The organism is Streptomyces ruber (genome assembly GCF_014648075.1).
Taxonomy (GTDB): domain Bacteria; phylum Actinomycetota; class Actinomycetes; order Streptomycetales; family Streptomycetaceae; genus Streptomyces; species Streptomyces ruber.
In genome coordinates, this window is the sequence record NZ_BMQK01000005.1 from 187,858 (window position 1) to 202,042 (window position 14,185).

Annotated in this window: 13 protein-coding genes; 11 read left to right on the top strand and 2 right to left on the bottom strand. The window is 70.7% G+C overall.

What is annotated here, in order from left to right; all coding sequences use genetic code 11:
- Window positions 1-9: 9 nt before the first annotated feature.
- The 11 genes from IEZ04_RS14775 to IEZ04_RS14825 all read left to right on the top strand — a co-directional run bounded on the left by IEZ04_RS14775 (window position 10) and on the right by IEZ04_RS14825 (window position 11,257).
- On the top strand, window positions 10-1,161 hold the full coding sequence (locus tag IEZ04_RS14775; protein WP_189217305.1) for a helix-turn-helix transcriptional regulator: 1,152 nt from the start codon (window positions 10-12) through the stop codon (window positions 1,159-1,161).
- On the top strand, window positions 1,158-1,451 hold the full coding sequence (locus IEZ04_RS14780) for a hypothetical protein (protein ID WP_189217306.1): 294 nt from the start codon (window positions 1,158-1,160) through the stop codon (window positions 1,449-1,451). Before IEZ04_RS14775 ends, IEZ04_RS14780 begins: the two co-directional genes overlap by 4 nt.
- A 9-nt stretch (window positions 1,452-1,460) precedes the next feature.
- Window positions 1,461-1,655: a hypothetical protein gene (locus IEZ04_RS14785; protein WP_189217307.1), complete on the top strand. Its 195-nt coding sequence runs from the start codon at window positions 1,461-1,463 to the stop codon at window positions 1,653-1,655.
- A gap of 256 nt (window positions 1,656-1,911) precedes the next feature.
- Window positions 1,912-2,196 (top strand): Sec-independent protein translocase subunit TatA, encoded by a 285-nt coding sequence (gene tatA, locus IEZ04_RS14790; protein WP_189217308.1) that lies wholly within the window; start codon window positions 1,912-1,914, stop codon window positions 2,194-2,196.
- A gap of 47 nt (window positions 2,197-2,243) precedes the next feature.
- On the top strand, window positions 2,244-3,203 hold the full coding sequence (tatC, locus tag IEZ04_RS14795; RefSeq protein WP_189217309.1) for a twin-arginine translocase subunit TatC: 960 nt from the start codon (window positions 2,244-2,246) through the stop codon (window positions 3,201-3,203).
- Window positions 3,204-3,333: 130 nt separating this feature from the next.
- Window positions 3,334-6,183, top strand: coding sequence for a DEAD/DEAH box helicase (locus tag IEZ04_RS14800; RefSeq protein ID WP_189217310.1), 2,850 nt, complete (start codon window positions 3,334-3,336; stop codon window positions 6,181-6,183).
- Window positions 6,184-6,566: 383 nt separating this feature from the next.
- Window positions 6,567-8,204 (top strand): ATP-binding protein, encoded by a 1,638-nt coding sequence (locus IEZ04_RS14805; RefSeq protein WP_189217311.1) that lies wholly within the window; start codon window positions 6,567-6,569, stop codon window positions 8,202-8,204.
- Window positions 8,201-8,608: a roadblock/LC7 domain-containing protein gene (locus tag IEZ04_RS14810; RefSeq protein ID WP_189217312.1), complete on the top strand. Its 408-nt coding sequence runs from the start codon at window positions 8,201-8,203 to the stop codon at window positions 8,606-8,608. The genes IEZ04_RS14805 and IEZ04_RS14810 overlap by 4 nt, the downstream gene beginning before the upstream one ends.
- Window positions 8,605-9,051, top strand: coding sequence for a DUF742 domain-containing protein (locus tag IEZ04_RS14815; RefSeq protein ID WP_189217313.1), 447 nt, complete (start codon window positions 8,605-8,607; stop codon window positions 9,049-9,051). Before IEZ04_RS14810 ends, IEZ04_RS14815 begins: the two co-directional genes overlap by 4 nt.
- Window positions 9,032-9,652: a GTP-binding protein gene (locus tag IEZ04_RS14820; protein ID WP_189217314.1), complete on the top strand. Its 621-nt coding sequence runs from the start codon at window positions 9,032-9,034 to the stop codon at window positions 9,650-9,652. The genes IEZ04_RS14815 and IEZ04_RS14820 overlap by 20 nt, the downstream gene beginning before the upstream one ends.
- A 123-nt stretch (window positions 9,653-9,775) precedes the next feature.
- Complete coding sequence (locus tag IEZ04_RS14825; protein WP_229821043.1) at window positions 9,776-11,257, top strand: cytochrome P450; 1,482 nt, start codon at window positions 9,776-9,778, stop codon at window positions 11,255-11,257.
- Between the two features lie 280 nt (window positions 11,258-11,537).
- Here the strand turns inward: IEZ04_RS14825 and IEZ04_RS14830 are convergent, their stop codons facing one another.
- Both IEZ04_RS14830 and IEZ04_RS14835 read right to left on the bottom strand, forming a co-directional pair.
- The gene (locus IEZ04_RS14830) at window positions 11,538-12,824 is read right to left on the bottom strand and encodes a hypothetical protein (protein ID WP_189217315.1); all 1,287 of its coding nucleotides are present in this window, start codon (window positions 12,822-12,824) and stop codon (window positions 11,538-11,540) included.
- Between the two features lie 376 nt (window positions 12,825-13,200).
- The gene (locus IEZ04_RS14835) at window positions 13,201-14,145 is read right to left on the bottom strand and encodes an RluA family pseudouridine synthase (protein ID WP_189217316.1); all 945 of its coding nucleotides are present in this window, start codon (window positions 14,143-14,145) and stop codon (window positions 13,201-13,203) included.
- Window positions 14,146-14,185: the final 40 nt, after the last annotated feature.

The window sequence follows — 14,185 nt, forward strand, 5'->3', positions numbered from 1 at the left end:
GAGGAGGACGTGGTGGGAAAACCGGCCAGGCCGGCGAACGCCATCGACCAGACCCGGCGGATGCTCTCCCTGGTGACCTATCTGAGGGAGCGCCCCGGCGCCCGTGTCGAGGACGTCGCCCGTGCCTTCGGGATCACCGAGGACGAGCTGATCTCCGACCTCGACGTGCTGCCCCTGTGCGGGACCAGCTTCCGCGGCGGTGACCTGCTCGACATCGACACCGACGGCGAGCGCATCTGGTGGCACAACCCGGCCGCGCTCGCGGCGGAGGCGGCCGAGCCGCTCAGGCTCGCCGCCGACGAGGCCACCGCGCTGCTGGTGGCCGCCCGTGCCGTGGCCACCCTGCCGGGGCTGCGCGAGGGTGACCGGCAGGCGCTGCTGCGGGCCACCGCCAAGGTCGAGACGGCCGCGGGGGAGACGGCGGGCGCCAGCTCCCGGCTCTCGGTGACCTTCGAGTCGGAGGGCGGGGTCTTCGCGGACGTCGACCGGGCGATCTCGGAGCGCCGCCGGCTGTGGATCAAGTACTACTCGCCCGCGCGCGACGAGCTCAGCGAGCGCGAGATCGACCCGATCCGTCTGGTCAGCGTCGGGCACACGTATGTCGAGGCGTGGTGCCGCCGCTCCGAGGCGCGCCGTACCTTCCGGCTCGACCGGGTCGCCGAGATCAAGGTCCTCGACGAGCCGTCCGCGCCGCCCGAGATCGAGCTGCGCGACCTGTCCGAGGCGCTGGTGCAGCCCGCGGCCGAGGACCCGGAGGTCGTCGTCGAGGTCGGCCCCGGCGGGCGCTGGGTCGCCGAGTACTACCCGCACGACAGCGCCGAGGAGCTGCCCGAGGGCGGGCTGCGCATCACCCTGCGCACCCCCGACCCCGCCTCGCTGCGGCGGCTGGCGCTGCGGCTCGGCCGCGACGGCAGGATCGTCGCGCCGCAGGATCTCGCGGACGCCGCGCGCCAGGCGGCACGGGACGCGCTCGCCGCCTACGACGAGCTGCCGGGCGGGTACGACGAGCCGGACGCGGGCGACGGCGGGCCGCGGTCCGTGCACGACGAGCCGTCGTCGTACGGGGGTCCACGGTCGGCGCACGGTGGGCCCCGCACAGCCACCGGCGGTCCCCTCGGAGTGCGGGAGCGGCGGTACGACAGGCAGGAGCAGGGACTGTGAGCGGATCGGCGACGTCCGGTGTGCAGGAGATGTCCGTGGAGGTCGCGTTCGCCGGCATGCGGCGGGTGGCCGGCGTGGTGTTCAAGGCGGGCTGCCCCGACTGCCGGGTCAGCTTCGAGCTCGGCGCGAGTGAGCTGCGGCTCGCCATCGGCGCCACCAGCAGGACGACGTTCTACTCCTTCGTCTGCCCCGAGTGCGGGGTGACCGTCCGCAAGCCCGCGGGCGAGCGCATCGTCGAGCTGCTGACCGGAGGCGGGGTGCGGACACTGCGGCTGCACTCGGCGGGCTAGGCTCGGTCCATGTTCTGGCCGATGTTCGCGATCGCTCTGGGGTTCCTGGGACTCACCGTGCTGGGGATCCTCGCTGTCCGGGTCTTCGTCGAGGCCGAGCGGCTGGGCAGGCAGGTCACGGACTCGGCGCGGCGCATCAACCGTGCCGCGGAGGACCTGGAGCAGGCGGCCGTGAGCACGGCCCGCGCCGCTGACGCGCTGTGATCACACCGTTGGTTTCCCATGTGTCATGGACGCCGTGCGCTCCGGACCGCTTCGCCCTGTCACCCCCGTACCGGGGGCAGGTACGCTCATGGTCGTGGCCCGATACAGGAGGCGCGGGCCGCAACTCGGAGTACGCAGAGGGATTGCCTTGCGTTCACCCCTGAGCGTTACGATCGCTGCCAGCGCGATCGTCGGACGTATGTCCGGCCGGTCGGACAGCACCCCGCCCGCCGCCTCTGTGAGAAGGTAAAAGCTTATGTTCGGAAGGATCGGCGCTCCCGAGATCATTCTGATCCTCGTCGTCATCATCCTGCTGTTCGGCGCGAAGAAGCTTCCGGACATGGCCCGCTCGCTCGGCAAGTCCGCGCGCATCCTCAAGAGCGAGGCCAAGGCGATGAAGTCGGAGAACAAGGACGACTCCGCCGCCCCCTCCGCCCCGCCGCAGGAGGGGACCGCGACCGCGCGTACCATCCAGGCAGCGCCCGGTGACGTGACCAGCTCCCGTCCGGTCACCGAGCCGACGGACACGACCAAGCGCTGACGCAGGGCCGGTGACCCCCGGCCCGCCGCACGAGATGGGAACGTGGGTTGCTGAAGCCTGCCCGCAAGAAGGAGAAGGATCCAGAGGGGCGGATGCCCCTGGTGGAGCACCTCCGTGAGCTCCGCAACCGGCTCGCGAAGGCCCTGCTGGCCATCGTCCTCGTCACGGTCGTCGCCGCCTTCTTCTACAACGACATCATCAACTTCCTCACCAGGCCGATCCTGGAGTCGGTCGGCTGTGCCAGGACCTTCGAGGAACTGGCGAGGACCAAGGACGAGACGTGCGCGCAGATCACGATCAACGGTCTGCTGACGCCCTTCACGCTGGCGCTGAAGGTCTCCTTGATGGCGGGTGTCGTCCTGGCCTCGCCGGTCTGGCTCTACCAGCTCTGGGCGTTCGTCGCGCCGGGTCTGCACAAGGCGGAGAAGAAGTACGCGATCGCCTTCGTCGCCACCGGCGCCCCGCTGTTCCTCGCCGGTGCCTACTTCGCCTACTCGGTGCTGCCCACCACCGCCCAGGTGCTGATCGAGTTCACGCCGGCCAACGTGGACAACCTGCTGCCGCTGGACGACCTGCTCGACCTCGTCACGCGCATGGTGGTCGTCTTCGGGCTGGCCTTCGAGCTGCCGCTGCTGCTGATCATGCTCAACTTCACCGGGATGATCACCGGTAGGCGCATGCTCGGCTGGTGGCGCGCCATGATCATGGGCATCACGGTCTTCGCGGCCATCGCCACCCCCAGCACGGACCCGCTGAGCATGATGGCGCTCGCCGGACCGATCTGGGTCCTCTACTTCTTCGCCGTCGCCGTCTCCCTCGTCAACGACCGCCGCGTGGCGCGCCGCGAGGCCGAGGGTCCCGATGACGACGAGGCGTCCGAGCTCGATCTGACGCCCGAGGACATCGGCGAGGTCGAAGCCGTCTCGGCGAGCCGCGCGCTGCCCGAGGGCACGAGCGGCAACGGCCAGGGCAGGGACCGGGTCAACGGGTACGACGACGTGACCTGATCCGTCCCGACGTGACGTGGAGCTCCCGCGGCCGGGGCGCCCCCTCGGCGCCGCCGGCCGCTTCCGCGTCACCGGACGGAACCGCACTGAGCTGCGATGATCCCGTGTGCCGCAGGGATGGATCCGGATAATGATCGTCCTGTTGTCGGTGCGGGCCGGTAACCTCGAAAGCACGATGACAGAGGACCTCTCACCGGCCGAGCGGTACGCGGCAGCCCGCAAGCGGGCTGCCGAGCAGGCCACCGCGCTCGGCTCCTTCCGCGAGATGTACGACTTCGGCCTCGACCCCTTCCAGATCGAGGCCTGCGAGGCGCTCGAGGCGGGGAAGGGCGTGCTGGTGGCCGCCCCCACCGGTTCCGGCAAGACGATCGTCGGCGAGTTCGCCGTGCACCTCGCCCTGGGGCAGGGCATGAAGTGCTTCTACACGACGCCGATCAAGGCGCTGTCGAACCAGAAGTACGCCGACCTGTGCCGGCGCTACGGCGCGGACAAGGTCGGCCTGCTGACCGGCGACAACAGCGTCAACTCCGACGCGCCGGTGGTCGTGATGACCACCGAGGTGCTGCGGAACATGCTCTACGCGGGTTCGCAGACGCTGCGCGGCCTCGGCTACGTGGTCATGGACGAGGTGCACTACCTCTCCGACCGGTTCCGCGGCGCCGTCTGGGAGGAGGTGATCATCCACCTTCCCGAGTCGGTGACGCTGGTGTCACTGTCGGCGACCGTGTCCAACGCAGAGGAGTTCGGTGACTGGCTCGACACCGTGCGCGGCGACACCGAGGTGATCGTCTCGGAGCACCGGCCCGTGCCGCTGTTCCAGCACGTGCTGGCCGGCCGCCGGATGTACGACCTGTTCGAGGAGGGGGAGGGCCACCGCAGGGCGGTCAACCCCGACCTGACCCGCATGGCCAGACTGGAGGCCAGCCGCCCCTCGTACCAGGACCGCAGGCGCGGGCGCGCCATGCGCGAGGCCGACCGCGAACGCGAGCGCAGGCAGCGCTCCCGGGTCTGGACGCCGGGCCGCCCCGAGGTCATCGAGCGGCTCGACGCCGAGGGACTGCTGCCCGCGATCACGTTCATCTTCAGCCGCGCCGCCTGCGAGGCCGCCGTCCAGCAGTGCCTGTACGCGGGCCTGCGGCTGAACGACGAGGACGCGCGGCACAAGGTCCGCGCCCTCGTCGAGGAGCGCACGGCGAGCATCCCGCGCGAGGACCTCCACGTCCTCGGCTACTACGAGTGGCTGGAGGGCCTGGAGCGCGGTATCGCGGCCCACCACGCGGGCATGCTGCCGACGTTCAAGGAGGTCGTCGAGGAGCTGTTCGTGCGCGGCCTGGTCAAGGCCGTCTTCGCCACCGAGACCCTCGCGCTGGGCATCAACATGCCCGCCCGCTCGGTGGTGCTGGAGAAGCTCGTCAAGTGGAACGGCGAGCAGCACGCCGACATCACCCCCGGTGAGTTCACCCAGCTCACCGGCCGTGCGGGCCGTCGCGGCATCGATGTCGAGGGCCACGCGGTCGTGCTGTGGCAGCGCGGTATGAACCCCGAGCACCTGGCCGGGCTCGCGGGCACCCGCACCTACCCGCTGCGCTCGTCCTTCAAGCCGTCGTACAACATGGCGGTCAACCTGGTCGAGCAGTTCGGCCGGCACCGCTCGCGCGAGCTGCTCGAGACGTCGTTCGCGCAGTTCCAGGCGGACAAGTCGGTCGTCGGCATCTCCCGCCAGGTGCAGCGCAACGAGGAGGGTCTGGACGGCTACCAGGCCTCCATGACCTGCCACCTCGGCGACTTCGAGGAGTACGCGCGGCTGCGCCGCGAACTGAAGGACCGTGAGACCGAGCTGGCCAGGCAGGGCGCGGCCCAGCGGCGCGCCGAGGCCGCCGTGGCGCTGGAGAAGCTGAAGCCGGGCGACGTCATCCACGTGCCGACGGGCAAGTACGCGGGTCTCGCGCTGGTACTGGACCCGGGGCTGCCCGCCGGCCGCACCAACGGCCACCGGGGTCTCGACCACCACGACGGCCCGCGCCCCCTCGTCCTCACCGCGGAACGCCAGGTGAAGCGGCTCGCGTCCATCGACTTCCCGGTGCCCGTGGAGGCACTGGAGCGGATGCGCATCCCGAAGTCGTTCAACCCGCGCTCGCCGCAGTCGCGCCGCGACCTGGCGTCCGCGCTGCGCACCAAGGCCGGGCACATCACCGCGGAGCGGCACCGCAAGAAGCGGTCCGCGGCGGCCGACGACCGGGAGATCGCCCGGCTGCGCACCGCGCTCCGCGCCCACCCCTGCCACGGGTGCAGCGACCGTGAGGACCACGCCCGCTGGGCCGAGCGCTACTACCGCCTCAAGCGGGACACGGCGCAGCTGGAGCGCCGTATCGAGGGCCGGACGAACACCATCGCCCGCACCTTCGACCGCATCGTCGCCCTCCTCACCGAGCTGGACTACCTGCGCGGCGACGAGGTCACCGAGCACGGCAAGCGGCTCGCCCGGCTCTACGGCGAGCTCGACCTGCTGGCCAGCGAGTGCCTGCGGGCCGGGGTGTGGGAGGGGCTCGGCCCGGCGGAGCTCGCCGCGTGCGTCTCCGCGCTGGTGTACGAGTCCCGGGCCGGCGACGACGCGTTCACACCGAAGCTGCCCTCGGGGAAGGCGAAGGCGTCCCTCAGCGAGATGGTGCGGATCTGGGGGCGCCTGGACGCCCTGGAGGAGGACTTCCGCATCAACCAGACCGAGGGCGTCGGCCAGCGCGAACCCGATCTGGGCTTCGCCTGGGCCGCCTACATGTGGGCCTCCGGCACGGGTCTGGACGAGGTGCTGCGCGAGGCGGAGATGCCGGCCGGCGACTTCGTGCGCTGGTGCAAGCAGGTCATCGACGTGCTCGGGCAGATCGCGGCGGCCGCGCCCGAGGGCTCGACGGTGACGAAGAACGCCCGCAGGGCGGTGGACGGGCTGCTGCGCGGGGTCGTGGCGTACTCGTCGGTGGGCTGAGCGCGACCGCCTCCGGCAGCCGTGCCGGAGGCGGTGTCCCCCTGTCCCCGCCCCCTGCCCCGCCTTGTCGATCCGGCGCCGTGGAGAGAGGTGCTCCGGCCTCTCGAAGCGGCGCCGTTCGTATGCCCGTTCACTGTTACGCACGGTGTGCGAATGCGTTCCCAGTGTGTAAATGGGCTTGAGGGTATCGCTGTGGCTGGGCGATTTCAGGTGCTTGCGCAATATGACACGACGGTGATCCGGTCGGATTAAGCTCGCCCGCAGCGCACCGAGTTGAGGTGTAATCGTGCGCTTGTTCCCAAAAATACCGAAGACCCTGTTTGGGAACTCACTACCCACAGCACGTCCCCCTACTCCCCGTCGACTCATCCCAGAGGGCATACATGGTGAGTGTTCAATCGCCTCCCGGTGGCCGTGAACTTCCCTACGCACGCGTGTTGCTGCCGCCGGCCATACTGATGGCCGCGGCGACCGGGGCCGCCGCGGCCCTGGTGACGGGGCCGGCCCGGACCGCCATCGGCTGGTGCGGGGCCGTCGCGACCGTCCTGGTCGTGGCGACCGCGTCCCAGGTGGTCCGCCGCGGCCGTCGGATCCGGGCCCTGCGCGCCGAGTTCGCCCACCGGACCGGCTACCTGGAGCATCGCGTCGCGGCCCACGACGAGGAGTTCCTGCGTCTCGGCCGGGAGATCCTGCCCGCGATGCTGGACCGTCTGCACAGCGGGGAGTCCCCCGCCGACGCGGTCCGCCTGGGCATCGATGAGAACCCCGAGTACAGCCACCTGCCCCCGTCGCAGCGCTCGCTGATCCGCATGATCATCGACCTGGTCGACCGCGAGGAGGTCCGGCGCGACTCCTCGCTGCGCGCCTTCGTCAACATCGCACGGCGGGTACAGGCGATCGTCCACCAGCAGAACCAGGAACTGCGCGAGATGGAGGAGGACCACGGGCGCAACCCCGAGGTCTTCGACGACCTGCTGCGCATCGACCACGGCACCGCGCTGATCGGCCGCCTCGCCGACTCCATCGCCGTGCTCGGCGGCGGCCGCCCCGGCCGCCGGTGGCCCGCGCCCGTACCGCTGTACAGCGTGCTGCGCGGCGCCATGTGCCGCATCCTGGAGTACCGCCGCATCGAGCTGCACTCCATCGCCAAGGTCAACGTGGCCGGCGTGTCCGTCGAGCCGCTCATCCACGCCGCGGCCGAACTCCTCGACAACGCCACCCGCTACTCGCCGCCCCAGACCAGGGTGCACGTCACCGCCGTCGAGGTGCAGACCGGCATCGCCGTCGAGATCGAGGACGCCGGCATCAGCCTCAGCGAGGAGGGCCGCGCCAGGGCCGAGGGCATGCTCGCCCGCGCCCAGGCCGGCATGGACTTCCAGGACCTCGGCGACACCCCGCGCCTCGGCCTCGCCGTCGTCGGCCGCCTCTCCACGATGTTCAACCTCCAGATCTCGCTGCGGCCGTCCGCGTACGGCGGGGTCCGCGCCGTGATGGTCGTACCGCGCGACATGCTCACCGACGAGGGCGTCCCCGGCCTGGCCCACGGCATCGGCATCACCTCCCTGTCGACCGTGGACACCGACGGCGTCGAGGGACCCGACCGCGTCGCCAAGAAGCGCCGCCCCACCGCCGGCCCGCCCGTCCGCTCCTCGGCCGAGAAGATGGCGATGGGCATGGGCTACGAGGACGACGTACCCGTCGTCACCGAGTGGACCCCGGGCGGGCTGCCGCAGCGCCGCAGCCGGGTGAGCACCCCGCTCAGCCAGCGCATGGCGGAGGCCGCCGCCGCGGAGGCCGCGGCCGAGGCCGCCCGGGCCGCCGCCCCCGTGTGGGGGGAGGACGAGCCGCAGAAGATCGACCCGCCCGGCGCCTGGGTGGAGGCATTCATGGCCGGCCTCAGGAGCGACCCGGACCCGACCGCCTTCACCAGGAACCCCGACGACCCGTCGTCTTCCCCGACGTTCAGCGCGACCGACCAGCCGGCCCCCGTGGAGGCCGACGACGAGAGGGACCTCAAGTGATGCAGCCGCGAGCCAACTTCGACTGGATGCTCAAGGAGCTCGCCGACGGCGTTCCCGGCATCGAACAGATCGTGGTGCTCTCCGCCGACGGACTGCGCATCGCGCGGCACGGGGGCGACCCGGACGCCGCCGACCGCGTCGCCGCGGCCTGCGCCGGCCTGCAGAGCCTCGCCGGGGCCGTCGCCACCGAGATCGACGCCGGCGACGGCCGGATGCGCATGGTCATCATCGAGATCCACGGCGGCTACTTCTACCTGATGGAGGCCGGCCCCAACGCCTATCTCGCGGTCCTCGCCAACGAGATCGCCGAACCCGGGCTGATGAGCGCCCGCATGCGCGACCTCGTCGTACGCATCGGCTCGCATCTGACGAGTCCGCCCCGGCGCAACGGGCAGACAGTATGACGCCTCCGCGACGCCGGCGACGCTACCCCGAGGAACAGCTCCCCCCGCCGCCGCCCCCGCCGCTCCCGGACAGTCCTCCCGACAGCCCGGAAGCGGCCGCTCCGGGGAACCGGAAGGAGGTCGAACGGCTGTACATCCTCACCGGCACGGGTGCCGGGGACGGTGAGCGGGCCCCCATCGACCTGGTGACGCTGATCGTGGCGCGCGCCGAGCCGCCGCCTTCCGCGGCACCGGAGCAGTCGGCGCTGCTCAGGATCTGCCAGGCCCCCCTGTCCGTGGCCGAGATCTCGGCCTATCTCGATCTGCCGTTCAGCGTGGTGACCGTCCTGCTCACCGACCTGCTGGCGGCCGAACTGGCCCAGGCGCGCGCTCCGCTGGTGAAGCAGGCGCGGGCGGACCGTTCCCTTCTCGAAGCGGTGATGCATGGACTTCAAAAGCTCTGACACCGTCACGGGTCCCCTGCCCGAGGACCATCTGCCGCACACGGCGGAGACCGCGGTCAAGATCGTCATCGTGGGCGGCTTCGGAGTCGGCAAGACGACCATGGTCGGCTCCGTCAGCGAGATCAAGCCGCTGACGACCGAGGAGACCATGACCCAGGCCGGCATAGGGGTCGACGACAACTACGGCTCCGACACCAAGACGGCCACCACCGTCGCCATGGACTTCGGCCGCATCAGCATCACGGAACAGCTGGTGCTCTATCTCTTCGGCACGCCCGGCCAGGAGCGCTTCTGGTTCCTGTGGAACGGCCTGTTCGAAGGCGCCCTCGGCGCGGTCGTCCTGCTCGACACCCGCCGGCTGGAGGTCAGCTTCGACGTCATAGGGCGCCTGGAGGAGAAGGGCGTGCCCTTCGTCGTCGCCGTCAACGACTTCCCGGACGCGCCGCGCCATCCCGTCGAGGACCTCCGCCAGGCGCTCGACCTGGCCCCGGAGATCCCGATCGTGACCTGCGACGCGCGGCGCCGCGCCGCCAGCCGGGACGTCCTGATGACACTGCTGCGCTTCCTGCACGCGCTGGCGACGGCGAAGGCGCGCGCATGACCGCCCGGCCCCGCTCTCCCCACGCCCCGCGCGGGAGGGCGTACGACCCGTCCCCGGTTCGCCCGGCCCCCGTCCCGGGACACCGGACCGCCCCCAAGCCTCCAGCTGCCGAAAGCGACCGACGTGACGTCTGAACACCCCTTCCCGCCCGGCCCGGACCACCTGGCCGGCCCGCCCCCCGGCTGCCCCGCGCACGGCATCGGCCCCGGCGGGCTGCGCAGGCTGTACGGCCCCGAGGCGGAGAACCTGGGAGCCGTGTACGAGAAGCTCCGCGAGGAACACGGACCCGTGGCACCGGCACTGCTGCACGAGGACGTGCCGATCTGGGTGGTGCTCGGACACAGCGAGAACCTGCACATGGTGAGCGCGCCCGCGCAGTTCTGCAAGAACAATCGCTTGTGGCGACCCATGCAGGACGGGACGGTCAAGCCCGACCACCCGCTCATGCCGCACTTCGCCTGGCAGCCCATCTGTGCCCACGCCGAAGGCGACGAGCACGTGCGGCTGCGCGGCGCGGTGACCGCCGCCATGTCGACCATCAACCACCGGGGCGTTCGCCGCCACATCAACCGCGCGACCCAGCACCTCGTGAACCAGTTCTGCGAGGAGGGCAGGGCCGACCTCGTCAGCCAGTTCGCCGAGCACCTGCCGATGGCTGTGATGTGCCAGATCCTCGGTATGGCCGACGAGTACAACGACCGGATCGTGCACGCCGCCCGCGACATGCTCAAGGGCACCGAGACCTCCATCGCCAGCAACGCGTACATCATGGACGTCCTGATGCGGCTCACCGCCCGCCGCCGGGCCGAACCCGAGGACGACTTCACCAGCCATCTGATCAACCACTCGGCGCGGCTCAACGACGAGGAGGTCGGCCAGCATCTGCGCGTCGTCCTGATGGCCGCGTACGAGGCCACGGCCAACCTCCTCGCCAATGTGCTGCGACTGGTGCTCACCGACCCGGGGTTCCGCGCCCAGCTCAACGGGGGCCAGATGACGGTGCCCCAGGCGGTGGAGCAGTCCCTGTGGGACGAACCGCCGTTCAGCACCGTCTTCGCCTACTTCGCCAAGACGGACACGGAGTTGGGCGGCCAGCGCATCCGTGAGGGCGACGGCCTCCTGCTGGGCATCGCACCGGGCAACGTCGACCCACGCGTCCGGCCCGACCTGTCGGCCAACATGATGGGCAACCGCTCGCACCTCGCCTTCAGCGGCGGCCCGCACGAGTGCCCGGGCCAGGACATCGGCCGTGCCATCGCGGACGTCGGCGTCGACGCGCTGCTGAACCGGCTTCCGGACGTACAACTCGACGGCGCGGCGAACCAGTTGCGCTGGCGGTCGTCCATTTCGAACCGGCATCTGGTGGCGCTGCCGGTCCGCTTCGAGCCGAAGCCGCAGCAGGACGTGAAGGCCAAGCCCGACCACGCCTTCGTCCCGGCGCAGCGCACCGACTGGCAGGTCGGCGCCCCGAAACCCGAGCAGACCGCCGCGGCTCCGGCGCCCCCGTCGGCCGTGCCGCCCCAGCAGCCCGTCCCGGCAGCCGGGGAACCGGCCCGCCCCGCGGGCGCCTGGCGGCGTTTCCTGCGGTGGTGGCGTGGCTACTGACCGGCTCCGTCGGTGCCGGAGGGCCGGGCATCGGGCTTTCGGGTGCCTGCGCACCGGTACTCCGCCTCCGCGACCGGGTCGGTGAGCTCCGGTGCCCGCGCCAGCAGCTGGCGCGGGCACCGGGAGCCGTCGGCCGCGGCACGGGTCCGGTCGCCATGGGCGGTGCGGATCGCCCGGGCCGAGCACGCGGGCCGCGTTCGCGTGGGCGCTTCACCGGTGGGTCCAGCCCGTACCGGAGACCGGCCGGTGCCGGCCGATGCGGCCGTCCTCCCCGTACTCGTCAGCCGGCGCGATGGTGTGACCACACGAATGGGCGAGCTTCGTCGGCTTCGCGGCTGTGGAACACCTCGTCGAGCCATTCGTCTGTCGGCACTTCGCCGAAGAGTCGCCTCAGTTCGCGGGCCATCGGCGGAGCCAGCGGGAATCGCCTTCCGTACCTGCGTTCCTGGTATCGGTCCTGGATCTGTACGAAGAGGAAACCGCTGCGGCCGAAGTGAACCAACGGCTCGGGGGCACCGGTGAAGACCAAGTCGTCGATGAGGTCGAGGTAGATCGACCGGTAACTGGCCTTTCTCTTCTCTGACCGGTGACCATGTGAAGTCGGCTGGTGGTTGTCGACCGAGTAGATGCCGAGCGCCGACTTGCACAGGTCCATGGACAGGCAGTCGCACACGGCGCCGTCCATGAGCCAGGGGAAGGACACCGGGCCCGTCCTGCTGTTCCGGGCGACCATGATGGCGGTGCCATACGCATTTCCGGTGTTTCCCCGGAATATGACTCCGTCCCACATGTCCGGCGAGTTCTTCAGCTCGTCATGGAGTCCGATGTGTTCGTCCCCGGAGCGGAAGTCCATCTTCTCCGCGTACTGGACGATGGACTGTCTGATCAGCGACAGCAGTGCATGGACCGCGTCGCGCCCCCAGCCGGCCGAGTCCATCGCCCGCACCAGATCACGTACGGAGCGGCCGTACATGCGGAAGCGGCCGCTGACCAGGTCGAGCGGGGGAATGCAGATGTCGTCGAGGATGGTGGCGAAGGCGATGTAGTGAAGACCCAGTGGATCTGCGCCGTATCGCTCGCCGCACCAGCAGGCCATCCACTGGATGGTGTCGCGACATGCGCATGACACCGTGACAGCGGCGCTGGCGTCACGCTTCTTCGTCCAGTCGGAATAGTGTTCCGGAGTGCCGCCGAGCCGTCCCCCGACCGTGTCCCACCGTTCCACGACCTTCTCCAGCAGCGGCCACACGTTTATCCGGTGGCACTGCGCGACCGGGCCTACGTAGCCCTCTGCGCCCATCACGGTGTACAGGTGAGCGGTCTGCTTGTTGTAGCGGGACCTCGTGGTCGACGGGTGAACCGCCGCCGCCGGGTCCCGCGGGTAATGCAGGAAGGTGCATGCCGTGCTGCGATCGCAATCCGTACCGCACCACAGCTCGTGTGAAAGGTGCAGTAATTCCTGAATGCCGCGCGCATCTGACAACCGCTCCAGAGCCTCCTGCGCGGGGCCCTGCCAAGCGAGCATGTCCGGGGTTACCACCGTGACTTCGACGCGACTTGCTGCCATGACCCGAGCCTCCGTAAGAACATCCCACTTCTGGCCGTAATCCCCAGCGTGCGCGCGACGTAGGTCCCCGTGAAGAGGCACAGGAGGAGCGTACGACGGCACACGAGGGGCGCACTTGGTTGAAATGTTGTCATGTGCCGAACCGATCCGAAGGAGTTGGTTCTGGTTCGGTCATGGCTATGAAAGTGAATTCGTGGGGTATGCGCGACGCCTGTCGCCTTCGGTGGAGGGAAGGTCGCGCATGTGGGCGGGGGCTGGGCTGGTGGCGTGGACTGGCTTCCCGATGCCAGGACAAGAGCGGCCAGATTCAGTCGGTCATGCGCCGGTCATGCGGTCGAAGACGAGAGCCGATAAGGGCTGACGTGCTCTTCGCCGATCAGGTCGCCCAGTCCTCGTACGCCCCCCACGCGCCGAGAACACGCCCGCTCCGGAACCGGTGTGCCACCCCCGTCACCGGGTCGGTGAACTCCAGCGACCGTGCGAGCAGTTGCAGGGGCCGTCGGAAGTCGCCGGGTGGTACGGGATCGGTCACCTCGGGGTAGAGGGGGTCGCCGAGGATGGGGACGCCGAGGGTGCTCATGTGGACGCGGAGCTGGTGGGTCTGGCCGGTGCTCGGGACGAGGCGGTAGAGTGCCGGGCCGCCGGGGCGGTGGTCCGTCAGCTCGATGTGGCTGACGGCGTTCGGCTCGCCCTCCACCTCGTACGCCGCGAGCACACCACGCTCCTTCACGATGCGGCTGCGCACGGTGCGCGGCGTGGCGAGCGCGGGGTCGTACGGCGCCACGGCCTCGTACTCCTTGGCCACCCGGCCGTCGCGGAACAGCGTCTGGTAGGCGCCGCGCTCCCCGGGACGGACCGTGAACAGCACCAGGCCGGCCGTCAGCCGGTCCAGGCGGTGCGCGGCGGACAGCGTCGGCAGGCCGAGTTCGCGCCGCAGCCGGGCCAGCGCGGTCTCGGCGACATGGCTGCCGCGCGGAGTGGTGGCGAGGAAGTGCGGCTTGTCCGCGACGACGATGTGCTCGTCGCGGTACACGACGTCGAGCGCGAACGGCACCCGCTCCTCGGCGGGCAGATCCCGGTGGAACCACACGTACATGCCCGGCACGTAGGCCGCGCCGGGCGGCACCGGCCGCCCCCCGGCGTCCACGATCCGGCCCGCGTCCAGCATCCCGTCGACCACCCCGGGCGGTGCCGCGAGCCGTTCCACGAGGTGGTCCCGCACGGTCGCCCAGGTGTTTTTCGGCGGCAGCCGTACCCGTACCGGGTCGATCCCCTCACGCTGCGGCAGGGGGGAGGGCGGGGGCGGGGTGCGGCGTCTCATCAGGGGCAAGCGTACGAGGGCGGGGGCGGGGCGGCTGCGT